21 protein-coding genes and 1 pseudogene are annotated in these 24,881 nt (G+C 40.5%); 9 read left to right on the top strand and 13 right to left on the bottom strand.

What is annotated here, in order from left to right; genetic code table 11:
- Positions 1 to 18: 18 nt before the first annotated feature.
- Positions 19 to 1,635, top strand: a complete 1,617-nt coding sequence (locus ACFOUV_RS07070; RefSeq protein ID WP_379496083.1) for a PucR family transcriptional regulator — start codon at positions 19 to 21, stop codon at positions 1,633 to 1,635.
- Between the two features lie 393 nt (positions 1,636 to 2,028).
- Here ACFOUV_RS07070 and ACFOUV_RS07075 read toward each other — a convergent pair whose 3' ends face one another.
- The 6 genes from ACFOUV_RS07075 to ACFOUV_RS07100 are packed head-to-tail and all read right to left on the bottom strand — an operon-like array spanning position 2,029 to position 8,317.
- On the bottom strand, positions 2,029 to 3,117 hold the full coding sequence (locus ACFOUV_RS07075; protein WP_379496084.1) for an ABC transporter ATP-binding protein: 1,089 nt from the start codon (positions 3,115 to 3,117) through the stop codon (positions 2,029 to 2,031).
- Positions 3,114 to 4,853 carry an ABC transporter permease gene (locus tag ACFOUV_RS07080; protein ID WP_379496085.1) on the bottom strand — a complete coding sequence of 580 codons (1,740 nt, stop codon included), beginning with the start codon at positions 4,851 to 4,853 and terminating at the stop codon, positions 3,114 to 3,116. Before ACFOUV_RS07080 ends, ACFOUV_RS07075 begins: the two co-directional genes overlap by 4 nt.
- 31 nt (positions 4,854 to 4,884) lie before the next feature.
- A complete protein-coding gene (locus ACFOUV_RS07085) occupies positions 4,885 to 5,916 on the bottom strand; it encodes an ABC transporter substrate-binding protein (RefSeq protein ID WP_379496086.1) in 1,032 nt (343 codons plus the stop codon).
- The gene (surE, locus tag ACFOUV_RS07090; protein WP_379496087.1) at positions 5,917 to 6,702 is read right to left on the bottom strand and encodes a 5'/3'-nucleotidase SurE; all 786 of its coding nucleotides are present in this window, start codon (positions 6,700 to 6,702) and stop codon (positions 5,917 to 5,919) included.
- Positions 6,699 to 7,493 (bottom strand): sugar phosphate isomerase/epimerase family protein, encoded by a 795-nt coding sequence (locus ACFOUV_RS07095; RefSeq protein WP_379496088.1) that lies wholly within the window; start codon positions 7,491 to 7,493, stop codon positions 6,699 to 6,701. The genes surE and ACFOUV_RS07095 overlap by 4 nt, the downstream gene beginning before the upstream one ends.
- The gene (locus tag ACFOUV_RS07100) at positions 7,490 to 8,317 is read right to left on the bottom strand and encodes a PHP domain-containing protein (protein ID WP_379496089.1); all 828 of its coding nucleotides are present in this window, start codon (positions 8,315 to 8,317) and stop codon (positions 7,490 to 7,492) included. The genes ACFOUV_RS07095 and ACFOUV_RS07100 overlap by 4 nt, the downstream gene beginning before the upstream one ends.
- Before the next feature lie 381 nt (positions 8,318 to 8,698).
- Between ACFOUV_RS07100 and ACFOUV_RS07105 the strand changes: the two genes are divergently transcribed.
- A complete protein-coding gene (locus ACFOUV_RS07105) occupies positions 8,699 to 9,196 on the top strand; it encodes a GNAT family N-acetyltransferase (protein WP_379496090.1) in 498 nt (165 codons plus the stop codon).
- Positions 9,197 to 9,484: 288 nt separating this feature from the next.
- Here ACFOUV_RS07105 and ACFOUV_RS07110 read toward each other — a convergent pair whose 3' ends face one another.
- The 5 genes from ACFOUV_RS07110 to tatA form a co-directional block, all read right to left on the bottom strand.
- The gene (locus ACFOUV_RS07110; RefSeq protein WP_379496091.1) at positions 9,485 to 10,198 is read right to left on the bottom strand and encodes a DUF6320 domain-containing protein; all 714 of its coding nucleotides are present in this window, start codon (positions 10,196 to 10,198) and stop codon (positions 9,485 to 9,487) included.
- 5 nt (positions 10,199 to 10,203) lie between these two features.
- Complete coding sequence (locus ACFOUV_RS07115) at positions 10,204 to 11,469, bottom strand: alcohol acetyltransferase (protein WP_379496092.1); 1,266 nt, start codon at positions 11,467 to 11,469, stop codon at positions 10,204 to 10,206.
- A gap of 459 nt (positions 11,470 to 11,928) precedes the next feature.
- Positions 11,929 to 12,780: an HAD family hydrolase gene (locus ACFOUV_RS07120; RefSeq protein ID WP_379496093.1), complete on the bottom strand. Its 852-nt coding sequence runs from the start codon at positions 12,778 to 12,780 to the stop codon at positions 11,929 to 11,931.
- 152 nt (positions 12,781 to 12,932) lie between these two features.
- Positions 12,933 to 14,666, bottom strand: a complete 1,734-nt coding sequence (locus ACFOUV_RS07125) for a phospho-sugar mutase (RefSeq protein ID WP_379496094.1) — start codon at positions 14,664 to 14,666, stop codon at positions 12,933 to 12,935.
- Between the two features lie 129 nt (positions 14,667 to 14,795).
- Complete coding sequence (gene tatA, locus ACFOUV_RS07130; RefSeq protein ID WP_379496095.1) at positions 14,796 to 14,993, bottom strand: twin-arginine translocase TatA/TatE family subunit; 198 nt, start codon at positions 14,991 to 14,993, stop codon at positions 14,796 to 14,798.
- A gap of 237 nt (positions 14,994 to 15,230) precedes the next feature.
- Here tatA and ACFOUV_RS07135 point away from each other — a divergent pair, with 237 nt between their 5' ends.
- A complete protein-coding gene (locus ACFOUV_RS07135; RefSeq protein WP_379496096.1) occupies positions 15,231 to 16,679 on the top strand; it encodes an alkaline phosphatase PhoX in 1,449 nt (482 codons plus the stop codon).
- A 142-nt stretch (positions 16,680 to 16,821) separates the two neighbouring features.
- Here the strand turns inward: ACFOUV_RS07135 and dacB are convergent, their stop codons facing one another.
- Positions 16,822 to 18,351: a D-alanyl-D-alanine carboxypeptidase/D-alanyl-D-alanine endopeptidase gene (gene dacB, locus ACFOUV_RS07140; RefSeq protein WP_379496097.1), complete on the bottom strand. Its 1,530-nt coding sequence runs from the start codon at positions 18,349 to 18,351 to the stop codon at positions 16,822 to 16,824.
- Between the two features lie 383 nt (positions 18,352 to 18,734).
- Between dacB and ACFOUV_RS07145 the strand changes: the two genes are divergently transcribed.
- The 5 genes and pseudogenes from ACFOUV_RS07145 to ACFOUV_RS07165 all read left to right on the top strand — a co-directional run bounded on the left by ACFOUV_RS07145 (position 18,735) and on the right by ACFOUV_RS07165 (position 22,517).
- Entirely contained in the window at positions 18,735 to 18,989 is a 255-nt protein-coding gene (locus tag ACFOUV_RS07145) for a GlsB/YeaQ/YmgE family stress response membrane protein (protein WP_379496098.1), read from the top strand.
- A 289-nt stretch (positions 18,990 to 19,278) separates the two neighbouring features.
- Positions 19,279 to 20,127, top strand: a complete 849-nt coding sequence (locus ACFOUV_RS07150; protein WP_379496099.1) for a glutamine ABC transporter substrate-binding protein — start codon at positions 19,279 to 19,281, stop codon at positions 20,125 to 20,127.
- A 117-nt stretch (positions 20,128 to 20,244) separates the two neighbouring features.
- Positions 20,245 to 20,907: an amino acid ABC transporter permease gene (locus ACFOUV_RS07155; RefSeq protein WP_379496100.1), complete on the top strand. Its 663-nt coding sequence runs from the start codon at positions 20,245 to 20,247 to the stop codon at positions 20,905 to 20,907.
- Entirely contained in the window at positions 20,904 to 21,626 is a 723-nt protein-coding gene (locus tag ACFOUV_RS07160) for an amino acid ABC transporter ATP-binding protein (RefSeq protein ID WP_379496101.1), read from the top strand. Before ACFOUV_RS07155 ends, ACFOUV_RS07160 begins: the two co-directional genes overlap by 4 nt.
- A 108-nt stretch (positions 21,627 to 21,734) precedes the next feature.
- Positions 21,735 to 22,517 (top strand): annotated as a pseudogene (locus ACFOUV_RS07165) (ABC transporter ATP-binding protein).
- 91 nt (positions 22,518 to 22,608) lie between these two features.
- Here the strand turns inward: ACFOUV_RS07165 and ACFOUV_RS07170 are convergent.
- A complete protein-coding gene (locus tag ACFOUV_RS07170; protein WP_379496102.1) occupies positions 22,609 to 23,388 on the bottom strand; it encodes a transposase in 780 nt (259 codons plus the stop codon).
- Positions 23,389 to 24,026: 638 nt separating this feature from the next.
- Between ACFOUV_RS07170 and proC the strand changes: the two genes are divergently transcribed.
- Positions 24,027 to 24,869 (top strand): pyrroline-5-carboxylate reductase, encoded by an 843-nt coding sequence (proC, locus tag ACFOUV_RS07175; protein WP_379496103.1) that lies wholly within the window; start codon positions 24,027 to 24,029, stop codon positions 24,867 to 24,869.
- Positions 24,870 to 24,881: the final 12 nt, after the last annotated feature.

The following is a 24,881-nucleotide window of genomic DNA, read 5'->3' on the forward strand; positions in this document are numbered from 1 at the left end:
TAGAAGGAGGTCATTTCGTTGCAATATACCGTGAAGGATTTAATTACCAACCCCTTATTGAATTCTGCCAATCTATTGGCCGCTGAAACGATTATTTCCTCGCAGCCCATTGACTCGGTTACCGTAATGGAAATGCCGGTCGAGGATTTTGTTCGGGAAAATGAACTCGTGTTAACGACGGCGATTGGGTGTGGGAACAACCCTGACCTTTTCCTTTCCTATGTAGAGGCCATTTGTAATGCCGGAGCTGCCGCCATGGCCATTTCCACCGGCAGGCATGTTTTAGAAATCCCACAACAAATAATCAGCTATTGCCAAGGTCAAAATTTTCCGCTTATTGAATTACCATGGGAACTCCGATTTGGCGATATTATTAAAATCACCTTGGAACAAATTAACCAATGGGAGCAAAATTCTCAAGGAAAAGCAGATATCATTCAACGCAAGCTGCTTCAATTGTATTTGGATAATCAATCACTCGATGAGGCGGTATCTTATTTATCTCAGGAACTAAAAATGGAAATTTTTGTGGAAAACGAGGATAGCGGATGGCTGGACACGAAGTTAATCGAATCCGAATCACTCCTACCTTCATTTCACCAAGCAGAGCCAAGCCTCAACCATTTAAAGGATGGCCACTTTACACAAACATTACCAATGCATCTTGCAACACAGGAATCCTATCATCTACATCTTCAATCCAAATCACCAAATGCAACACCGATTCCGTGGTTAATCCTGAATCAAGCCGTCACGATTCTCTCACTATGGATTCTTAAAGAACAATCCAAAGTAGATCAGCAAGAGAAGGAAAAAGAAGAGTTTATGCAAATCTTATTGAGTGGCGACTGGAACGCAACAGGTAAAAGTGAGTTTACGAAGCAAGCGGAAAAGTTAGGTTTCGATGTGCAGTTATCCTATGTATGCATGGTTGGTTATCCAGAGAATCTCGTTGAATTTTATACCATTTCAGGCAGTGACTCCATTAATCAAATTGAAAAAACATTTAAACGATCCGTATCCAATATTCTCGAGTCATCAGCTACATTGCTTAGGAAAAAAGTGATTTATACATTCCAGCGTCATTTTGTCATCGTGTTTTTAGAATGTACCCAAGAAAATGTAACCCAACAGACCCACCTATTTTTGGATAAAATGGATGTAGCAGTGGGGAAAAATGAGATTCCCGCATTTTCTTGGGGCATAGGGGAAAACCAGGCAGGAAAATTTACCTTCCACCAAAGTCATCAAAACGCCAGAACTGCTTTGGAAATCGGTAGAAGCCATAAAGGGCCAGGTCTTCGGTTCACCTATGCGAACACAGGAATCTATCAACTGCTCGCAGCCCTCATGAATAACCCATCAGCAACCGAAATCATGCATGCAACGATTGGAAATATAGCATCCTATGATAGGAATAAAGGACTGGATTTACTACACACCCTCGCAACTTACATCTACCATCAAAAAAATGTCAGCCAAACAGCCCGAACACTATCCTTACATCGCCAGTCCCTTTTATATCGCTTGAGGAAAATCGAAAAACTAACAGACCGCACCCTCGATGACCCCGACGACGTCTTTTTACTAGATCTATGCTTAAAACTATGGAAAGTACGATTTGAAAAAGGATGAAGAAAGGAAGCATGAGAGAAGCATGGGGACGGTTCTCCTGCTTCCACTTTCGACAATATAAGACAAAACTCGGGGAGTGACAGGCACGGGATGGTTCAGTCAGTGCGGGTGGAGAGTGCATTCGCATTCGCGGATATAACATTGGAAATCGCGAAAATATCCTCATATTCGCGGAATAAGTCGTATAATTGCCCGATAAATTTGGAAATACGCGGATAAACGAGCTGGATACGCGGAATCATTTCCGGAAACTCTTAAATAACGTTTGCCTACACGCTATTGGAAGCAAAAGAACCGTCCCCGTGCTTCCACACCTGCTTCCAATGAAAGAAGAAAAACAGCCTCCCACCTAGGTGTTACGGTGAAGGCCGTTTATCAATACATTTTTAGCTATCAAACTAGCAATTCATTAGGATTCCCTATTTCGGAAGCAAGAGAACCGTCCCCGTGCTTCCTTGGGGTTATTGCGACGTGTTGGCCGATTTGGAATTGTTCTTGGAGTGGTAGGTGGGCTACGATTATTTTTCCGTTTATGTCGATGGAGTAATGGTATTCTTTTCCTTGGAATTGTTTTGTAATAATTTTTCCTGTTAGTTGCTTATCACTTGGATGCGATAGATTGATTTGTTCAGGACGAAGCGGATAGATATTTTTATCCTTTAGTTGCTTCGAAAATCCGTCATCCTCCCAAACGACCGGGCTATCCACATGTGAAAACGAAGAGTTCTTCCACCTACCTTCAAAGAGATTCGCTTTCCCGACAAAAGTGGCAACAAACGGTGTTTCAGGATGATAATAAATATCCTCCGGCGTACCGATTTGTTCAATTTTCCCGCCATTCATAACGACAATTCTATCAGCCATTGCCAATGCTTCCCCCTGATCATGTGTCACATACAGTATGGATGCTTTCGTTAATCGATGCAGTTTTTGAATTTCATGACGCATTTCCATTCGTAATTCAGCATCCAAGTTACTTAGTGGTTCATCCATAAGCAACAGTTTTGGTTCTGGGGCAATTGCACGGGCCAGGGAGACACGCTGTTTTTGCCCGCCGGAAAGTTCACCGGGCATCCGCTTCTCAAATTTTTCAAGCCCAACAATTTGTAATACTTCCTCAATCCGTGAAGCCGATTTCCCTTTCCAACCCTTGTCAACAAACCGATGATAATCCATCGCAAATTGGATATGCTCCCGTACATTCATATGTGGCCAAAGTGCAAAGGACTGAAATACCATGCTGACATTTCGCTGTTCCGGTGGAATGACTTTCTTGGAATTGGCAGCTTCCTTTCCATCGATTTCAATCGTACCATCCGTTGGTGATTCAAATCCTGCCAGCAATCGTAATAGCGTCGTTTTCCCACAACCAGATGGACCTAAAATCGCAAGAAATTCACCATCCTTCACGGTTAAATCAATATGGTGAAGCGCCTGGAATTTGCCAAAATTTTTATTGATGTTTACCATTGTTGTGCTCATTTACTTTTTACCACCTTTCTTTTCCAAACGGCTTGTCCTGCAAATAAGATAAAATAACCTAAGATAATCAATACGACAATAATACTAGAAAAGGCAGTGGAGTAGAGGGTATATCCAGACTGCTGAAAACTTAAGATAGATACACCGATCGTCTCCGATTTCGATGAATAAAGTAGTGAGGAAACGGTCAATTCGGTTAACGCACTCAAAAAGACAAGCATCGCTCCATTTAAGATACCTGGGGCGATTAATGGAAGCATAATTTTCTTCCATTTTCCAAACCCATTGGAACCATTAATGCGTGCTGCTTCTTCCACTTCAATATCAACCTGCTGAAAGGCTGTAATCCCACTTCGCACTTGTAAAATTAAAAACCGGGTTATATAGGCGATATAAAGAATTGCTGCTGAACCATAAATACCAGGATTCCACCCAGGAATAGGCTCCATCCAAGCAAAAATCATGGCCAGCGCCAATACCGTTCCAGGCAATGCATAAGGAATCGTAATCGCATTTTCCATCAGTTTTGTCGTGACATTGGCTTTTCTCACGCGGTAATAGGCAAAAATCGTTCCCGCAATAATCCCAATAACGGTTGTTACCCCGGCCAATTTTACACTTGTTAAAATCGAATCAATCGTTGACTCTCTCGTTAATATATATTGATAGTTTTCCAACGAAAGGTTCTCCATTACAAAATCCAGACCATATGCCTTTAAAAAGGAGGTCATGACCATCGATATTAAAGGAAAGATACTTGTCATGGCAAAAAACAGCCAGATCAAAATTTCGACGGTGAGCCTTCCCTTTCCTAAATAATAACGGGGGTTATAATCAATTTTGGTTGTCTCAATCCGTTTTGTCTTTCTTAATAACAACCATTGCAAACTGATTCCCATCATGGCAATCAACCCAAGAATCACGGACAGGACAGCAGCTTCATGAAATGCCGAGGTCCCAAATCCGATTATCTTTTGATAAATGTACGTGGAAAGCACGGAAATATTTGCTGGAGTACCTAAAAATGCAGGAATCCCGAAATTATCCAATCCCCCCAAGAAGGCGATGAATGAACCACCAACAATGCCAGGCAATGCCATTGGTAAGACAATTTTTGAAAAAGATGTCCACCGTGATGCTCCCGAAATCCGTGCAGCCAGCTCCATTTCACGTGGAATTTGCCGAAAGACATTGACAGTGAACAAGTAAACGAGTGGAAAATGACTGATCCCCATAACAAAAATGATGCCCGACATACTGTATAAGTTCCACGCAGCAATGTTAATGGATAAGCCTTCAAGAAGGTTCTCCACTAAACCAGCCGGGCCAAAAAATTGCACCCAAGCTAAAGACGTTATGTAAGATGGGATGATAAATGGAAGAAATACAAATAACTGTACAATATTTTTCAAACGAATATCCGTATAGGCAACAATCCATGCAAAAACGGTACCTAAAATTAAAGAAATCACTGTAGAACCAGCAACGACAAACAGGGTGTTTTTTAATACCTGCCATGTCCGCTCATCTTTTAAAATAGCTTCATAGAATTGTAGACTGATTCCCTGATCACTTGTAAAGCTCATTATGAATAAGCGAATGATCGGGACAACAAAAAAGATAATTACTAGACCGATGGCAATCATTTTATACAGATTGGGTTTAAAAAAGGCAGAGGAAATAGCGCGAGTGCGCTTTTCCTCCTGATTAATTTCATTCTTTGTCTCTTTGTTCATCAATATCCTCACCCTACAGTTCCGTTAGACTTTACTTTGAAAATATTTCGTCAAATTGTTGTTTATCTGCTTCACGGTTCTGATATAATTCATCAATTGGTGCGCTAAGTACTTCGAATTCATCCAAAGATTTTAGTCCTTCTGGGGCTTCTACTCCTTCACGTATTGGCGTATAACCAATCTCAGCTTGTAGTTTCTGGCCCTCTTCGGAAAGAACGAAATCAACAAATGCTTTTGCAATGTCTTCCTGTTCTGTATTTTCCATAATACCGATTGGTTCTGTAATAACCGGTACGCCTTCTTCCGGATAAACCAATTCTACCGGGGAACCATCATTTGCCGCACGTGCGACTAGATAATCAACTACCATGCCGTACGACTTTTGACCAGATGCCACATTTTCTACGACAGCACCATTTCCCTCTGTAATCATTGGATTATTCGTTTTGATTTCTTCATAGAAATTCCAACCAAAAGCATTGTTACGTGTAAATATACCAAGATTGTAAGCTGCTGCACCGGAGTATAACGGACTCGGCATAACAACTTGATCCGCTGCTTCTTCCGTTGTCAGTACCTGCCATGAAGTTGGTGCTTCTGTTACATTTTCCGTATTAATGGCAAGTCCAGTTGCCATGATTTTTGTTCCTGTGTACGTACCATCTGCATCAACAAACGCTTCTGGGATAGTTTCTGCTTCAGGGGAAACATATTCCATTAACATATCTTGTTTCTTTAAGCCTTCAAATGTGACAGCGTCTGCTACTAACAGGACATCAGCAACGACGTCTCCAGCCTGGTTTTCCGCATTGATTTTACTAATTACTTCTTCTGTACCAGAGCGGAAAATATTAACTTCAACATCTGGATATGTTTCATTAAATGATTCTACTAATTGTTCCGCGTCCACATCCGGTTGGGACGTATAGAATTCCAACTCTCCACTTAGTTCACCGGATTCATCGGATGATGCGTCTGCTGCTGTTTCGTCCTCTGTACTGTCTCCACAAGCTGCAAGCAATAGAAGTAACATGGTAAGTAATAGAAATAGACTTTTTTTCATTTAGTTTTCCTCCTGAATATAGTTGATTTTATTGAACCAGCGGCTTATTTGATCAATTTTTCGTTTCTGCGTATTCTTTAAATCAATCGGTGAGACGGTAATATAACCATCTTTCAACAGGTGATAATCGGTTCCTTCATTCACTTTTAAATCTTGATAACTATCCTTCAGCCAATAGTAATCCTGTCCCTGTGGATCGTTTAATGCGACAAAATTATAACGGGAGATGGACAGATCCATCGGTACGACACAGACACCTTTGCAAAGCTCCTTCGATGTATAAGGCAAATTAACATTCAGCATGACATTTTTCGCTATTTTATTCTGCAGAATCACCTCCACAACATTGTAAAGCAGCTGCTTCACAATACTGAATTTAATTTTAGATGTCTTAAACGTTTCTAAGGAAACCGAGACGGAAGGAACCTGGTACAGCATAGCTTCCTGAGCTGCAGCAATCGTTCCGGAATAATACATATCCCGACCGACATTTGGCCCAATATTGATTCCCGAAAAAACAATATCCGGTTTTTCCTTCAGCAGTACTTCCATCGCAAGTTTTACACAGTCTGCCGGAGAACCATTTACCGCATATGCTTCCGCATTGGGAGCAAAGTCAATTTTTTTTAATTTCAGTGGCTGGCGTAATGTGATTTTATGACTATAGGCACTTTTTTCCGTATCGGGACAAACGATCACCACTTCGCCAAAATGGGAAAGTAAATCAGCCAGTGCTTCTACTCCTGGCGCAAAAATGCCATCATCATTTGTAATTAAAATTTTCAAACGTTTGTCTTCCCTTCTATCCAACCAGCGTTCTGTAAAAATGCCAGATGCTTTTTTAAAAAAGTTAATTCCCTTGTAGTATCCATCCCTTCTAGCACAACTGGAAAATCAGTGTTTGATAAAGAAGTTAGTATCGAGTCAAGATCAATTTCTCCTTCCCCGAGGGGCAGATGGTACTGCTTCTTACTGGAATCACTTAAATGAATACTATTTACCCGCTCCAGATTGTCCAAGTAATTGATGTTACTTTCTTCCAAAGGCGTATGTGCAATATCCAAGGTAACGTGCAGCCCCTGTCCAACTTGCTCGAGAAATGTATTCATGGCTCTCGGATTCGTTATCATCTCTTTTGCGATTGGCTCCATTAATTCTTGAGAAAGAACGACCCCTTTGGCTGCAGCATATTCCACGATCACCTTTGTGTTTTTTACCAATGCCTGCATATGGGCGTGGGCTAAATAGTTTTTCACCGTGAATCTGCCAGGGTGAAATGTCATATGCACAACCTGAAGTGCTTCTGCTAGATCAATAGATTTCTTTAATTCACGTACGGATTGTTCCTGAATTCCATTGTTAATGGAACAAATATTCAAATCCCAGCTCGAGGCATGTAACGATAAGGTGACACCTTCTTTTTCAGCGGCGGAGCGGATTTCATAAGGGTCTGACTGGTGATGGTAGATATGCTCCGCCCACAGTTCCAAGCCTTGTATCTTGTATTCCTTAGCAATGGCGATCACTTCGATCGGGGGATAATCCCAACATAAAGACGATGCAAAAAAGACTTTCATCGTGTCGAACCAACCCTTCCCAACCAATGTTTTTTTGATATGTCATCCATTTGAATACTTCCTATTGGAAAAGGATTACGGGAAGCTGGCCCATGACTATCGGAGCCACCGGAAATCAACAAGTGATGTATGTCCGCAAATCGCTTCCAGTATTCCACATCCTGCTCGCTATGTTTGGAGTGATACACTTCGATTCCATCAATCCCATAGGAAAGGATATTTTCTTCATTGATGGAAAAAGGATATGCTCCAGGATGGGCTAAGTAAGCTTCTCCACCACAGTCTTTAATTAATGCAATGGCATCTTCAGCTGAGAAAGGCTCCCGTGTAATGAATGCTGGCTTTTCTTTTACTAAAAGAGAATAATAAGCAGCTTGGGAAGTGGGAAAATAATTTTTCTCATAAAGTGCGCTCGCAATATGTGTGCGTACAATAATATCTCCGTAAGCATACTTGTCTACATCCTCAAAGGTAACCATATAACCCAACTCATTCAGTCGGTCAATAATCTCCCTTGCCCAGCGCCTGCGTTCTTCTTTCCGCCATGAAATATGTTTAACCATCCGAGGATGATCATGATCAAAAAAGTAACCAAGTATATGTAATTCACCGTCCTCACCGTCTGTATTCAATTCAATTCCAGGTATTAATTGAATACCAAGCTCACTCGCCAATTCACGGCTCTGCTTGTAAGCCCCTGTTTCATCATGATCGGTAAAGGAAAGTACCTGAATGTTTTCTTCTTTTGCTAAACGCAGTATCTCCTCCGGCGTCTGTTCACCATCTGAAAATGTAGAATGTATATGCAATTCCATTCTGTCCATCCAATCCTCCTCCCTCTTAACCTAATTTCATTATAGATAACAAATGTTAAGGAAAATTAAACTACAATTTAAGAAACTATATTAGTTATGTAAATTGTCTTTACAATTGAGTTAATTTACATAAATCACCAATTACAAATAAACCCCAATACGATGCACTTCATAGAGATTTATCCACTACACCCTTTTTATCATGTAAACCTAGCATGAAGAATTTACAAAAAATTAACATCAGGAAGCATAGGGACGGTTCTCTTGCTTCCATTTTTAATTTCCCTGCAATGTTAGTTTTCCTTTATTCCATGATGTATTATAATGTTCAAAGCATTAGAAGATAATGCTTCACTTAGTGGGTTCACTTCAAGAGGAGGATGGAACAGCATGATTCGGCTAGCTACAAAGAGGGATTTAAATACTATTGTAAGGATTGCTAATAAAACGATAGAGGTAATGAACGCAGAAGGAAGCAATCAGTGGGACGATACGTATCCAACTGGTGATCATTTTACTGAGGATATAAAGCATTCTTCTCTATTTATATACGAGAACGCTGGTACTGTTTTAGGTTTTATTTCGGCCGATCAAAACTTAGCGAACGAGTATGATAATTTGAAATGGAACCTTCCCAACGATCAATGCGGCACTTTTCACCGTTTAACTGTTGACGCAGACCATCGCAATTCAAATATTGCGTCCATGTTGATTACTTTTGTTGAGGAATACTTTAAAGAGTTGGGTTTATCTGGTATGAAGATTGATACATATTCCATTAATGAAAAAGCAGAACGTTTATTTACGCGACTCGGTTATCAGAAGGTTGGAGAGTATTATATGGAAGAGCGGACTTTGCCGTTTTTCGGTTTTGAAAAGCGATTGTGACCTGGAGGGGGAAGCATGGGGACGGTTCTCCTGCTTCCATTTTCGACAATATATGACAAATTTCGGGGAGTGACAGGCACCGGATGGTTCGGTGTACAGGACGGGTGGAGAGTGCATTCGCATTCGCGGATATAACATTGGAAATTGCGGAATTATCCTCATATTCGCGGAATAAGCCGTGCGATTCGCGGATAAACGAGGGGAATCCGCTGAATCATTCCCGGAAACTCTTAAATAACGCTTGCCTACACGCGATTGGAAGCAAAAGAACCGTCCCCGTGCTTCCAATTACAAATGAAATTTTCGTGCGATTTTTTGTTTGATTCGTTCTGGCATAGCGAATTTGACGTAGATCATAATTAGAGCTACTGGTAATAGTTGCAAGGCAGTGACGATTAACCAATTTAATAGATCCGTTTCATGTTGATATCGATTAATGAAAAAGTTTATCCACATAGAAAGGATGACAACGGCGATAAAGAAAAATCCGATGACATTAAATCCTCTTACGGATAGGGCTCTAATTAAACTCCAATAGCTTATACCGATAGCAGAGGTCCCAACAACGATTGGAAATGCTAACGGGACAAACCAATCAAGACTTCCACTGAAAATGTCCAATCCAAATAATAGTACTAATGAAATCAAACCGATACCGATAATTACTTTATAGTAGTTTTGTACATATCCGAATGAAAAATATAAAATCCCCCAGCCGGCCAGAATACTAATATTGCTATATCTTGACCAAGTAAAATCCTGATTTAACTCATAGTCTATATAGAACATGAGGCTAACTGCGACGAATACCAGTAAAGTTACAAAAACAAAAATCCGGTTTAGCACCCTTCTCAGATGTGCAGGGTATGGGTTGGCAGCTTTAGGAAACTTTCTTTCTACCGCTACTTTGGCTTCATTCACTTTTGGGATATGAAAGTTGCATAATGGGCAAGGTCGATTATCTCCTTCCACTTTAATGCCACATTTTGGACAATAGGCCATTGTTTTTACTCCTCATCGTTAGTTTCTATAGTCACGTCAATTCCGAGATTACGAATACCTCGAAAAAACTCCCGTTCCAGCATTCGGTCTTTCGTTAAATTTCCAAAAGAGATGTAAACATGATGATTGTAGCTTATCATCAAAGCTTTTACTTTATTCCCTATACTAGGAGGTGGATAACATTCAACCCTTTCAATATAGTCTTTTATTTCGCTTGGCATATGGACAATTCCCAAGTTGGACAACCCACTGGTATATTGACCTTCACCAAAGAAAGAATAAATAGATGGTGCCACGATATCCTTGATTGGCGATGGCATTAATCTTAAGGCTAAAGACTTCTCACTGATTACACTCCGCTTAATATACTGCTTTAACTTTTTAGGAGTAAGTAACCGGCTAAACTCAATTTTTAACTCAGCTAAAATTTCTTCAAAATCGTATGCACCAAGCCTCGCATCGATGGAAGGAGTGATACTTACAAAAAAGTTCCTCATCGTCTTGCTTTCAAAAAAAGAACGCATATTAACGGGAACATTAATGACGATTGGCTTTTTACGTCCCCCTGTTTCCTCTTGTATTTTTAGCAGACTCTCAATATAAATAGCAGTCAGAAATATCGTGATGGAAACATCGTACGCTTTTGCCTTTTTCTTTAATGTTTCTACATTTAAAATTCCTGTCATGATATGATATTGCCCTTTTCTGTCCAGTTGGATTGGGAGCTTAAATGATTTCCCAACTCGCGATTTTGGAGCAGGAATATCTTTTTCATAATACTTTCGAAACGCATTTTCCGTTTCCGATTGCAACTGTTCTTCGCTTATTGCCTCACTTTTTAACGGAATAGACTCCTTCAAATGAAAATATTGTGTGACAAGCTCTTGTAAAAACGTAAGTGCACCTGTCCCATCCGTAATACTGTGAGACACTTCCAAGGCAATTCGCTTATTAAAATATAACACCCTATATGGAAAAGACCCTCGTCTTTTAATGGATAAACTCATACATGGATAATAAATTTCTTTCTCCACCATCGGGGTTTGATTCGTCCCCTCAAAATAATACCAAAAGAACCCCTGCTTTAATTGCACCTTATAAAAAGGAAATCGCTCCAGTGTTGCATCCAAAGCGGCTTGTAAAAGCTCAGGATCAATTGACTTCGTCAGCGTAGCAGACACCCTGAATAAAGTTGTCGCCCTGGAAGATATGATGGATGAATATAGTTTTCCTGCATTATCAAGTCGGTACCACAAATCGTCATCCTTCATCAATTTTAGCCCCTTTGCAAATAAAGATTAACCTCTGTTGGTCATCCAGTAATTGTATCATACAGGAAAAGTGCAAGCACTGGAAAACGCGTAGGAGGTGGAAGCGTGGGGACGGTTCTCCTGCTTCCTTTTCGACAATAATTGACAAAACTCGGGGAGTGACAGGCACCTGAGGGGTTGGAGTTAATGGATATGGCCTAACTATTGGTGGAGTTTGTTCGAATTTGACCAGTTATCGCTCAACTTAGGGGGCGTATTGCGCGACTTTGAGGGATTATCGCTCAACTTCCAGGGCGTATTGCGCAACTTCTGAGGTGTATCGCTCAACTTCCAGGGCATATTTTGCGCGACTTTGAGGGGGTATCACTCAACTTCGAGGAGGTACCGCGCAACTTCCAGGCGTATCGCTTAATTTTAAAGAGCCAAAATGGAAGCAAGAGAACCGTCCCCATGCTTCCATCACTCAACATACTCTCTCAATCCATATGCTACTCCATCATCACTATAATCCCTCGTGACATATGTAGCTCGCTTCTTCACTACTTCTTCCGCATTTCCCATCGCTATACTAATCGCAGCAACGTCAAACATGGAAAGGTCATTCAAATTATCACCAATCGCAACGGTATTTTCCATAGGTACTCCGAAATGATTCGCAATAAATCGAAGTGCATTCCCTTTGCTTGATTCAGGATTTCCGATTTCCAGCTTTTGCAGGCCGGAGGTAGTGAGTGATATATCACTTCTTTCCTGTAAACGATCCCGAAGCTTCAAGAGTTTCCCACGATCAAAGGAAAGAACAAATACTTTGTAAACTTCTAACGGCTTATAATCTATATTCCGATAGTTAGGAACTAAGGTGAGACCGTTCTGCTCGTATTGGATATCAACAATTCTATTAGCCGCTTTCATGTCCAAATCGGCATCCAATTTCTGCAACCGTTGAATTTCCTTGCTCAAAATCTCCCTTCCTCTTTCTTCAATATAAACGCCCTTATTTGTATAGAGCTCATAATAGACCCCAACTCCGTCGATAACGTCCATTAATTTTCCGATTACTTCCGCTTCTAAGTACAGGTTTTGAAGTATTTCATCACTATGAAAGGCAACCGCTCCATTACCAGTTATAATCGGACATTCAAGCCCTACATCTTGCAAAATCTGTTTCGTATCATGCAGCGAACGCCCCGAGGAAATCACGATTATATCTCCCCTGCTTTGTACCTCTCGTATTGCTGCTCGATTTTCTTTGCTTATCGAACCATCTTCAGACAGCAATGTACCATCCAAGTCTATAGCAATTAGTTTCATATTAGTCCCTCCTGGCAATTTAAAAGACGATTATCTATAATGTCCCAGTTAAGCAAAAAAAATTTAACAAAAGACCTCCCCTTATAAGAAAGTCTTTCATTAAAATTATATATTACTCACTTTTGGAAGCAAAAGAACCGTCCCCGTGCTTCCTATTTTATCTCTTCATTAACCCGTTGCATGACGGCTTTTTTCAACTCATCAAGCGCTTTTTCACTAGCATCCAGTGTGTCTTCTTTCACACCGAAGTAAAATTTAATTTTTGGCTCTGTGCCAGATGGTCTTAGGCAGAACCATGATCCACCTTCTAATCTATATTTCAATACGTTTGATTTTGGCAAAAGAATTTCTTCTTCCAAATCTCCCGCTACACGTTTACTCGTTTGATAATCTTCCACAGCTACAATTGCATTTCCAGCCATTTCTACTGGAGGGTTGTTACGAAATGCAGTTAATATCGTATTGATTTGCTCAATGCCGTCTTTTCCTTTTAATGTCAGTGACTCAAGACCTTCTTTATAGTAGCCATATTGTTTAAAGACATTCAACAGCCCTTCATAAATTGTCATGTTCTTTGATTTGTAATATGCTCCAACTTCAGCGATCAACACACATGCTTGGACCGCATCTTTATCACGTACAAAATCGCCAATCAAGTAGCCGTAGCTTTCTTCATATCCAAATAGATAGCTTCTCTTACCAGTTTGCTCATATTCCTTGATTTTCTCACCAATAAATTTAAATCCGGTTAAAGTATCGATCGTATCCAGACCGTGTGCTGCTGCAATATCGCGTCCGATTTCTGATGTAACAATTGTTTTTAGGACCGTAGCATTTGATGCAAGCTCACCCTGCTTTTGTTTTTCGGTAATTAAATAATGTAGCAAAAGTGCACCAACCTGATTTCCTGTCAGCACTTCGTAGTTTCCTTGGCTGTTTCGAACAGCTACACCTACACGATCGGCATCCGGATCGGTTCCAATCAGCATATCTGCATCATATTTTTCACCATACTGGATGGCCAACGCGAATGCAGCATGTTCTTCCGGATTCGGTGATGTGACCGTGGGAAAATTGGAATCCGGCAGTTCTTGTTCTTTTACAACATGGACATGCTTGAATCCGATTGCTTCCAAACCTTTTCTCACTGGAATATTCCCGGTTCCATGCAATGGCGTAAACACGATTTTGAAATCATCCGCAACATGCTTGATCACATCCGGGTTGACATTAATAGTTTGAATCTGCTTCATATAAGCTTGATCTACCGTATCGCCAATCATGTTGATAAGTCCTGCAGCTTTTAGTTTTTCTGCATCGCCAACAGCTACCGTTAATTCATCGTCTACTTCATTAACTTTTGCAATCACTTCATCTGCTACTAATGGTGGAAGCTGTGCCCCGTCATCCCCATACACTTTAAACCCATTGTATTCCGGGGGATTGTGGCTTGCAGTAATAACGATTCCACTGTATGCATGCAAGTACCTTACTGCAAAAGATAATTCCGGTGTCGAACGCAGTGATTCAAATACATATGTCTGAATACCGTGACTTGCGAGCGTTTTCGCTGCTTCCATCGCAAATTCAGGCGATTTGAAACGTGAATCATATGCAATTGCAACTCCACGCATTTTTGCTTCCTCACCATTTTCTTCTATGTAACGCGCTAATCCTTCTGAAGCTTTTCGGATGGTGTAGATGTTCATCCGGTTTGTTCCCGGTCCAAGTTCCCCGCGGATTCCCCCAGTACCAAATTCCAAAGTTTTGTAAAAGCTGTCTTCGAGTTGCTTTGGATCTTTTTCCAATTCAGCCAATTTCCCCTTGAGTTCTGCCTCTAATTTTTCAAAACGATTCCATTTACTAAAGTTTGTTTGCCATTCCATCAATACCTGCCCCCATCCATTCATCAATATGGCCATTATACTATAAAAAAGGAAGCATGGGGATGGTTCTTTTGCTTCCATAAATGTAAAAAAGGAAGCAGGAGAACCGTCCCCGTGCTTCCTTTTGTTTTATTTTTTTGAGGTGTGTGTTGTTTCTTTTACTTCTTCAGCTGTAGTTTCGGCTGTTAAATCATTCGTGGAATTTTTAAATTCACGTAAGGTATCTCCTGCAGCTTTTCCAATCTCCGGAAGTTTTTTTGGCCCGAAAATAATTAATGCGATAATTAAAATTAGAATTAACCCTGGTATACCGATCGATGACAACATATAGAACATCCCCTCTTTCGTTAAACTTTGTACGTTTTCTTCGTTCAAGGTCCTTTCTTTTCAACCTTAACATGTACCAATAATAGAAAATGCGAATAATAACAGAATTTACATTATTTTCATTACAAATACATATCTAGTTAATAAAGTATTGATAGTCTATTAATATAGTTGATTTGTCTTTCATAGACTTTTCAATTTTAGGAGCGATAAAACTATCTAAAGGTGGGGAATTCCATGAATGAGAAATCGAATATGGACAGGCGTAAGTTTTTGAAGGTCGGCGGAATGAGCACGGCAACAATTGCACTAGGAGCAACAGGTATCCTTTCCCTCGGTGGAAATAGCGCATTAGCAGCCTCAGCAAAATCGTCAGCGAATTCAAAAGGTGTACTTAGTGGTTATGGGCCTTTGATAGATGATACTGGCGGAGTCTTCAAGCTTCCAAGAGGATTTCAATACCGGATTATCTCTGAAGAAGGCGGAAAACTTTCGGATGGCCGTCCAATCCCGTCGATGTTCGATGGCATGGCCGCATTCAACGGACCTAAAAATTCAACACTTCTCGTACGTAATCACGAATTATCTACTGACACGAGCAACCCTGTAATTGGTAAAAATCCTTATGATAAAGATAATACCGGTGGGACCACGGCACTTCTCATAGGTGCAAACCGTAAAGTACAAGAGGAATACGTTACCTCTGCAGGTACCATTCGGAATTGCGCAGGCGGTGCCACTCCATGGGGGACTTGGCTAACTTGTGAAGAGACACTTGAGGAAGGACATGGCTATGTTTTTGAAGTCGATCCTCTTGATCCAGAAAGTAACCTGTCAAAAACGCCAATCCGAGAAATGGGCGCATTCTCGCACGAGGCTGTGGATGTTGACCCTGCAACGGGAATCGTCTATTTGACAGAAGATGCTGGTCCGAGTTATTTCTATCGTTATATTCCAGTAGATCGCAGTCAAAAGATTGGTTCGTTACAAAAAGGTGGCAAACTACAGGCTGCTGCCTTTGAAGAATTGAGTTCGGATGAGGCGAGCAATTTTTACTCCGGGCAAAAATTTGGAATCGTTTGGAAAGATGTGAACCCCGAAAAACCTACTCTCGAAGCAAGGCAACAAGGTTGTATCCAGTTCTCACGATTGGAAGGCTGCCATTTTGTAGGCGGTGTGTTCTGGTTTTCCGATACATCTGGCGGCAGTGAAAATCTAGGAACGGTTTATCGTTATATTCCTGCGACAAATACATTAGAGCTTTTCTATGAGTCAACGAATTCGAATGATCTAGAATCGCCGGATAACATTACCATCACTCCATGGGGAGATTTATGGATTGCCGAAGATGGCAATGGGACGGACCGCATTATAGGAATCACGCCAGAAGGAGAAACATACGTCTTTGCCGAAAATATGTTGAATAACTCTGAGTTGGCCGGACCTACCTTCTCTCCTGATGGCAAAACATTTTTCATAAATATCCAATCGCCAGGCTTAACCCTTGCGATCTGGGGGCCATTTGCACGCAGAAATTCTGGAAATCAGCGTAGAATGGGTCATGCAGCACCACCGAAAAACTATGAACCTAAAATCCCGGAAAACCTTGCAGCATTTGCTGAAGTTCAAGGAATGTCATATCTCGAAGCGGCTGCCTATCAGCGCCATGGCATGCCAATCATTTAAAGAGAATCATTGAAAAGAGCTCATCATCGAGCTCTTTTTTTGTACGTGGAAGGAAGCATAGGGACGGTTCTTTTGCTTCCTCTAAGCACAAAAAAAGGAAGCAGGAGAACCGTCCCCGTGCTTCCGCCTATGCTTCTATATGCTAAAATTCGTGTCTTGCGAGTGTTGTTGCTATGCTATCTTCCACTGCTTGTATATTCCTAGTTGAGCCGAGGTAGTTATTGATCATGATGGAAAAAATCAAGTTCTCACCATCGGCTGTTGTTACATAGCCAGAAAGTGTAGATACTCCAGTTAGTGAGCCTGTTTTTGCTGTGACATTGCTTTTAGTCGGTTCTGAGGTCATGCGATTACGCAATGTCCCGCCAACGAAACGTTCCGGCTCTCCTGCAATTGGCAAAGCATGTTGGAATACTGGAAACCAGCTCTTTTCCTGTGCTGTGTAAAGCAGCTGTGCAAGGTCATTTGCTGGAATCATATTTTTATGCGACATTCCCGATCCGTCGCGAAGCAAGATCGTATCTGGGTTTACACCAAGCTCTGTTATGACTTCTTCCATCACTTCAATGCCCTTGTCCCAGCTTCCTTCGTTATGGACAACTTTTCCCATTTCTTTCGTTAAGACTTCCCCATGGCCATTGTTGCTTAATTTCATAAATGGAATCAGTAATTCCTCCAGTGGCATAGATTTCTTGGAGGTAAGTACGGTTGCATCGACCGGAGTTGCTTCGAATCTCTCCTCTGACTTTCCAATGAATGTAATGCCTTGTTCTTCTAATGCTTTCCGAAATACATCCGTTGCATATCCCGTCGGTTCCCATACGGAGACCCATGAGCGTGAATTAGAGCCATCTACTGGCATCGTTCCCTCTATTATAATTTTATTCGATCCATGTTCCCGTTCAATGGAAATATCTTTCCTCTCACCTGCGGGTACCATTTCGGTGTTGTTTTCTATTGTCACATAGTCGGTTTCCGGACTCACTGTCACCTCTGCTTTTCCACCGACTTCCTCTTTTGTGCTGACCTGGATAATAACTGTTCCAGCGTCATAATCGTCATTTGGTGAAAGCGTTAATGCAGAAATCTGTGCACCTGTATAAAAGGGCTCATCCGACCAATTTAGATCTTCGGAGAGACGAACATCATCATACCAGGTGTCATCACCTACGAGATCACCTTTAACTTTGCTAATCCCTTGGTCCTTCAAATCTGTTGCAAATTGATCAAAATCTATTTTCAATAATGTCGGATCACCTTTACCTTTTATGTACAAATCCCCATGTAGTATATTTCCTTTTTGCGCACCATCCGTTAACACCTCCGTGCTGAATCGATAATCTGCACCTAGTGTATCTAAAGCCGCTGCTGATGTAATTAATTTCATGTTGGATGCCGGGTGCAGACGAATATTTCCGTCCTGTGAAAAAAGCAATTCACCACTATCCGCATGCTTCACGCTTACGCCAGTTACCGTTCCATCCAACTGATCATTCTCTAGAAGGACAGCCAATTTTTCCTCCAACGTAGCATTTTCTGCGAATTCTGTTTCTGTAATTTCTTCGGATGCATTTACAAATAGTGCTTCTTCCTGTCCTATAAAGGAGAATCCTACAAGAACTGCAATTACAACCAATAATGCTCCTTGTTTCATCCGAGACTTTAACTTCATGAACATGTCACACCCTTCATATTTTGAATATTTATATTATACAGTAAAATAGGGCGAAAAAAGCATTCTTCTATTAAATCCTTCTATCTACTCAGAAGCAAACGGAAGCACGGGGACGGTTCTGGTGCTTCCTTCCCAGGATTCGAGCAAGTTATCTTCTGAGCATGAGGTGTGTTGCTCCCTCTGCTCTATCCCCTATGGACGCCTAACAACCAGTCCATATTCACCGCCTCCCATTCATTTCATACGATAAGTAGTAAGCAACAGGCACCATTATTCCCTCGTTTCGCTGATTCAATCAACAAATTCCCCATTTAAGTTTAAAAATTTGATAAATAGGTAATACAGTATAATACATCACGATAAAAAGGAGAGAGATAATCATGGGATTTATTTGGAGTTTAATTATTGGTGGTATTCTAGGTTGGATCGCGAGTCTGATCGTTGGAAAGGATATACCAGGTGGAATTATTGGTAATATTATTGCAGGTTTTATTGGTGCTTGGCTAGGTTCTGCACTCTTAGGAAGTTGGGGACCTGAAATTGGAGACTTCTTCATTATTCCAGCATTAATTGGTGCAATTGTTCTTATTTTCATCGTAAGTCTAATTATGAAAGCTATGCGAAAAAGCGCTTAAATAAAGTATGGGGACGGTTCTACACTTCCAAATGATTGTAAAATGGAAGCAGGAGAACCGTCCCTTTGCTTTCTCACGCTTTCGTTCAAATCGACAGAATCATCATGAAATACTAGTAATTCAGCATATTTCTAAGCATATGACTGACATAAGTCCCAAAACCCCACTTTATGCGTTTATATCCAAGTATTTAGTTTAATATTAAATTTTCTAAAAAGTGCCATCTTTGTTAACATTGTAGTTGTTGCTATATTCTAACAAGTAAATTTTTATACGAGGGGGATATTAAATGAGAAAGAGAAATTGGAAAACACAGGTTACTGTATTTATTTCTATCATGCTTATTCTTCTGTTGGCTGCATGTGGGTCGGAGGAAGAAACAGATACCACCGAAGATACAGAGGGTGCAGAAAGCTCAGAGAGTACAGAAAGCACTGAAGCATCAACAGGGTCAGAGTTAGAAGATACATACACGGTAGTAAGTGATACTTCATTTGTTCCATTTGAATTTATGGAAGACGGTGAATATACAGGATTTGATATTGATTTGATTCATGCGATTGCAGAAGAAGCTGGATTTGAAATCGAATTAGAAACAACGAATTTTGATGGAATTATCCCAGGATTGCAAACTGGGCAATTCGACATCGCTATTGCTGGAATCAGTATTACAGAAGATCGTAAAAAGGCAATCGATTACAGTGATCCTTACTATGAATCCGGTTTGGCTATCGGAGTCGCAAGTGATAATGAAGATATTAATGGAATAGAAGATCTTGAAGGAAAAACAGTTGCCACTCGATTAGGTTCAACAAGTGCATCTTATATTGAAGAGAATATTGAGAGTGCTGAGGCAAATCAATACGAGCAATTGGATCAAGCTTATCTTTCTGTAGAAAATGGCAGCTCGGATGCGATTCTCTATGATGCACCGAACGTTAACTACTATATTCAAACTCAAGGTGAAGGTAGTTTGAAGGTAATTGGAGATTTGTACCAGGCTGAGGATTATGGTATCGCGATTACGAAAGGTGAGGAAGATCTTGTCACTGCTATCAATGAGGCATTAGCTAGTTTAAGAGAAAATGGCACCTATGATGAAATCTATTCAAAATGGTTTGGAGAACCAACAGAATAAGTATTTTCGCAAGTAAAATGTATACACAACGAGAGGTAATCTTCTAAGAAAATGAAAAAGCTAAGGATTATCATTGTTTCTTTGATAATCCTTAGCTTCATTATGTGAGGTGGAACAATGGAAGGAAGATTTGATTGGGTAGGAGTTATTGAATTTTTACCACAGTTAGGGACTGGACTTTATTATACCCTGTTAATTTCGGTAATAGGCCTGTTGATTGGGTTTGTTTTAGGTGGTATTTTTGGATTTGGGCGAATTGCCAAAAATAAAATTATATACGGAATTGCTTCCTTATACGTTGAAGTTATTCGCGGAACTCCTGTATTGGTTCAGGCGATTTGGATATTTTTTGCTCTTCCCTTAATTACGAATTATAATATGGAATCCGTGACAGCAGGTATCCTTGTCATCGCATTGAATTCAGGTGCTTACATTGCAGAAATTGTTCGTGGATCCGTTCAGTCTATTGAAAAAGGGCAAATGGAAGCCGGACGTTCACTCGGGTTAAGTCATGGTCAAGCGATGCGCTACATTGTATGGCCACAAGCTTTTAAGCGGATGATTCCACCACTTGGTAATCAGTTTATTATCAGTATAAAAGATACGTCGTTATTATCTGTTATTCTCGTTCCGGAACTTATGTTTCAAGGTAGATTGGTTGCGTCGAACTATTTTAATGCAGTAGAAATTTATACAATGGTTGCCGTTTTCTATTTGGCTATTACACTGACGTTATCCTTTGTCTTGCGCATTGTTGAAAGAAGGTTGGATATAAAATGATTAAGGTAAAAGATTTACATAAAAAGTTTGGCAACAATGAAGTGCTGAAAGGAATCGATTGCCATATCGAGCCACAGGAAGTTGTTTGTGTCATTGGTCCGAGTGGTTCGGGGAAAAGTACGTTTCTCCGTTGTCTGAATATGCTGGAGTCCATTACAAGTGGAGATGTCGTTGTTGATGGTCATAATTTAAGTGATTCAAAGACAGATATTAATATGGTACGAACAGAAATTGGGATGGTGTTTCAGCAATTTAATCTATTTCCACATAAAAATGTGATTGAAAATATTATGCTCGCTCCACAAAAGGTGCGTAAACTTTCGGAAAAAGAATCCAGAGCACGCGGATTGAAACTACTAGAAAAAGTTGGTTTATCAGATAAAGCGGAACAATTCCCATCCCAACTATCTGGCGGGCAACAGCAGCGTGTGGCCATCGCTAGAGCACTTGCGATGGAGCCAAAAATGATGCTGTTTGACGAACCAACCTCCGCTTTAGATCCTGAACTCGTCGGTGAGGTGCTCGAAGTAATGAAGCAACTTGCACTGGAAGGAATGACAATGGTCGTCGTCACACATGAAATGGGATTTGCAAAAGAAGTAGGAGACAGAGTCCTGTTTATGGACGATGGCGTCATTGTTGAACAGGGCGATCCGGAGCAAATTTTTACAAACCCACAATCAGAACGAACCAAAGAATTCTTAAACAAGATCTTATAGGAAGCATGGGGACGGTTCTCCTGCTTCCGTTTTTTTGTGCAAAAAGAAGCAAGAGAACCGTCCCTGTGCTTCCACTTGCGTTCCATTAATAGTTAAGGAGAGGAATAGATGAAGCCGATTATAGATTTGCAGAATGTTTCATGGAAAAGACAGGACAAGACCATTCTATCTAATGTGGACTGGAAAGTATTCAGTGGTGAGCACTGGGCCGTCCTTGGATTAAATGGGTCCGGAAAAACTTCATTACTTAATATGCTCAATGGTTACATATGGCCAACATGAGGAAAAATCAGCGTACTTGGCCATCCATTTGGAAAAACCGATATTAGAGAATTAAGGAAATCGATTGGTTGGGTCAGTTCCTCGCTCCAGGAGAAAATAGTCGATACAGCATATACGGAGACTATTGTTGTTAGTGGAAAATATGCTTCAATCGGATTGTATGAAAATCCAACGAATGAAGACGTTCAAAAAGCAATACATATAATGGAAAATCTCGGTTGCAGCCACTTAGAAGGTCGTACGTATCAAACATGTTCGCAAGGTGAAAAACAGAAGCTTCTTATTGCACGAGGATTAATGGCTTCTCCGGACCTGTTAATCCTCGATGAACCTACCAATGGACTTGATTTCATCTCTCGTGAAGAGTTAATGGTGACCATAAACATGCTCGCAACTCAAGAAAATGCACCTACAATTATATTCGTAACCCATCATATTGAAGAAATCCTACCTATTTTTACAAATACACTTCTATTGCACCAGGGAGAAATCTTTGATAAAGGGGCGAGACAGGAAGTGCTTACTAATGAACGCTTATCACACTTCTTTAACAGAAACGTCCAAGTAGAATGGCATCATCAACGTCCATGGATAACCCTCCGCGACTAGGTGGAAGCATGGGGACGGTTCTTCTGCTTCCTCTTCTTTACACAAAAAAATCGGAAGCAAGAGAACCGTCCCCATGCTTCCATTTTTCCTTTCATGCTTTGAATATGATGTTAGCTGATATTCCTAGTATTCTTGCTGCTTGGCGTTGTGTTAGTCCTTTGATTTGTTTTACTTTCTGCAATGTTTCCTTTCGTTTTAATCTCGGTAAACTTTTCACTTGTGCTATCTCGAATTCGCCTAACAGTTCTTTAATTAGCCGGCTCGCTTCTTCATCTGTTAATCTTCTTCTCTCTTCAAATCGCTGATCCAGAGATTCGTCATTACTTTCTCGTTCATTATATTCTCGAAACTTTTCCCTAGCAACCGTTAAATAAGTCGAAAACTTACTTAGTACAAAATCACGATCCACCAAGTTTCTTGTATCCGAAGAATTACCATAGTACTCCATGCAGCTACTCCACCTCCACCCATCTACCCGATGAGCCATGCCTGCTTTCACCGGGTTTTGGTGGATATACCTTACGACTCTTAATAAGGACCTATCCGACTCCACTATTTCACTTCTGAACCGATCCTGAAAAAGATGGCCGACTGTCTTATACTTTAAATTATAGGACGAGACAAAGCTTACTCCTATTCGCTTCATCGTATTCGAAATGTCCTCATTACCTTCTTTTAATAATAGATGTACATGATTTCCCATTAAACACCACGCATAAATACGCATAGCAGATTTTATTTTGTATCGCTCAACAATATCCATAAACTTAAAACAGTCCCCATCATCATGGAAAATTTCCTGCTTATTAGCACCTCTCAACATAACGTGATATATCCCACTAATACTTCTTTTCCTAGCCCCACGCGGCATCTCAAATCCCCCCTCTTGGAGGAAGCACGGGGACGGTTCTTTTGCTTCCTCCTAGCACAAAAATTATTAAGACGGAAAAAATCAGCATAATTGCTATAGTCGTGTGTTTGAAGTTTAAATAAATGAAGAAATCGGAGTGTTCTTGCAATGAGTTTACGAAGATAAACTTGATGAATGATTTTTACGGAGATTTCATAGGTGAATATTAGAAAAAATGTGGAATAAGCAGCTAAAATCACTTACGAATTTTCTCCATTATAATAGAAGAAACCTGACTTATTTGCACGCTTAAGTAATGACACTGGACTACATCTATCATATAATAATTTTTAAAATTTTTCATCTATTTTTCTATAAGGAAGCATGGGGACGGTTCTTCCGCTTCCTCTCCTTTACACGGGAAAAAATGGAAGCAAGAGAACCGTCCCCATGCTTCCCTTAAGTTCCATATTTCGCGATGCTAGCGGATTTAAGCGGTTCTACGCGGATGTGGGGTATATATCTCTTTATGGTAACGCTTACTATCACTATTTCGGCTTTATCCACCCGACTTGTGTAAAAACCCTTGAACTATAAATTGAGAGTGTTACGCTAATAACTGGTTCAAAAAAAGAAAACATAAATAGGAGCGTATTCATTTGATTAATAAACGTATCGCATTTTTAGGTGCAGGGAATATGGCAGAAGCAATTATTTCAGGTTTTGTACAATCAGGAAAAATGAAACCTCAGCAAATTATCGTTACAAACCGAAGCAATCAAGAGCGTTTGAACGAATTAAAAGGCAAATACAATATTGAAGCAGTAACAAAAGATCAATTGGACTATTCAACAATAGATATTTTTATTTTGGCAATGAAACCGAAAGATATAGATGGCGTAATGGAAGATTTACGCGGGAAAATTACCGCTGATCAATTACTCGTTTCTGTGTTGGCTGGTATTTCCACTTCCTATATGGAAGCCAACTTAAATGATAGCCAACAAGTAATCCGCGTTATGCCGAATACTTCCAGCATGATTCAGGAATCAGCAACTGCTGTCTCCCCTGGGAAGCATGTAGCAATGGATCAAGTACTACTGGCTAAAGAACTGATGACATGCATCGGGAAAGCTTATATTATCGATGAAGATATGATGGATATGTACACTGGTATCGCTGGCAGTGGCCCGGCATATTTTTACAACTTGATGGAACATATTGAAGAAGTTGGCCACCAGGCTGGATTTGAACGTGAACTGGTACGAGAAATCGGAGCACAAACACTTTACGGTGCTGCAAAAATGATACTGGAACAAAAAGAAACGCCGACAGAGCTCAGAGAAAATATTACGTCTCCAAACGGTACAACAGCAGCTGGATTGGATGCATTGAATAAACATGGGGCTGGAATGGCCATTATAGAAGCTGTGAAAAGTGCAGCGGCTCGCTCAAAAGAATTAAGCAAAGAACCAGAGAAAAAGTTAGCTTTACAGAAATAAACGCAGAAAACA

The organism is Oceanobacillus longus (genome assembly GCF_042650085.1).
GTDB classification, from domain to species: domain Bacteria; phylum Bacillota; class Bacilli; order Bacillales; family Amphibacillaceae; genus Oceanobacillus; species Oceanobacillus longus.

What these genes read in the sequence shown, in the direction of transcription:
- ACFOUV_RS07075 (WP_379496084.1), bottom strand. Translation starts at nt 3,117, where the DNA reads ATGAGCACAACAATGGTAAACATCAATAAAAATTTTGGCAAATTCCAG.
- ACFOUV_RS07080 (WP_379496085.1), bottom strand. Translation starts at nt 4,853, where the DNA reads ATGAACAAAGAGACAAAGAATGAAATTAATCAGGAGGAAAAGCGCACT.
- ACFOUV_RS07085 (WP_379496086.1), bottom strand. Translation starts at nt 5,916, where the DNA reads ATGAAAAAAAGTCTATTTCTATTACTTACCATGTTACTTCTATTGCTT.
- ACFOUV_RS07095 (WP_379496088.1), bottom strand. Translation starts at nt 7,493, where the DNA reads ATGAAAGTCTTTTTTGCATCGTCTTTATGTTGGGATTATCCCCCGATC.
- ACFOUV_RS07100 (WP_379496089.1), bottom strand. Translation starts at nt 8,317, where the DNA reads ATGGACAGAATGGAATTGCATATACATTCTACATTTTCAGATGGTGAA.
- ACFOUV_RS07105 (WP_379496090.1), top strand. Translation starts at nt 8,699, where the DNA reads ATGATTCGGCTAGCTACAAAGAGGGATTTAAATACTATTGTAAGGATT.
- ACFOUV_RS07110 (WP_379496091.1), bottom strand. Translation starts at nt 10,198, where the DNA reads ATGGCCTATTGTCCAAAATGTGGCATTAAAGTGGAAGGAGATAATCGA.
- ACFOUV_RS07115 (WP_379496092.1), bottom strand. Translation starts at nt 11,469, where the DNA reads ATGAAGGATGACGATTTGTGGTACCGACTTGATAATGCAGGAAAACTA.
- ACFOUV_RS07120 (WP_379496093.1), bottom strand. Translation starts at nt 12,780, where the DNA reads ATGAAACTAATTGCTATAGACTTGGATGGTACATTGCTGTCTGAAGAT.
- ACFOUV_RS07125 (WP_379496094.1), bottom strand. Translation starts at nt 14,666, where the DNA reads ATGGAATGGCAAACAAACTTTAGTAAATGGAATCGTTTTGAAAAATTA.
- tatA (WP_379496095.1), bottom strand. Translation starts at nt 14,993, where the DNA reads ATGTTGTCATCGATCGGTATACCAGGGTTAATTCTAATTTTAATTATC.
- ACFOUV_RS07135 (WP_379496096.1), top strand. Translation starts at nt 15,231, where the DNA reads ATGAATGAGAAATCGAATATGGACAGGCGTAAGTTTTTGAAGGTCGGC.
- dacB (WP_379496097.1), bottom strand. Translation starts at nt 18,351, where the DNA reads ATGAAGTTAAAGTCTCGGATGAAACAAGGAGCATTATTGGTTGTAATT.
- ACFOUV_RS07145 (WP_379496098.1), top strand. Translation starts at nt 18,735, where the DNA reads ATGGGATTTATTTGGAGTTTAATTATTGGTGGTATTCTAGGTTGGATC.
- ACFOUV_RS07150 (WP_379496099.1), top strand. Translation starts at nt 19,279, where the DNA reads ATGAGAAAGAGAAATTGGAAAACACAGGTTACTGTATTTATTTCTATC.
- ACFOUV_RS07155 (WP_379496100.1), top strand. Translation starts at nt 20,245, where the DNA reads ATGGAAGGAAGATTTGATTGGGTAGGAGTTATTGAATTTTTACCACAG.
- ACFOUV_RS07160 (WP_379496101.1), top strand. Translation starts at nt 20,904, where the DNA reads ATGATTAAGGTAAAAGATTTACATAAAAAGTTTGGCAACAATGAAGTG.
- ACFOUV_RS07170 (WP_379496102.1), bottom strand. Translation starts at nt 23,388, where the DNA reads ATGCCGCGTGGGGCTAGGAAAAGAAGTATTAGTGGGATATATCACGTT.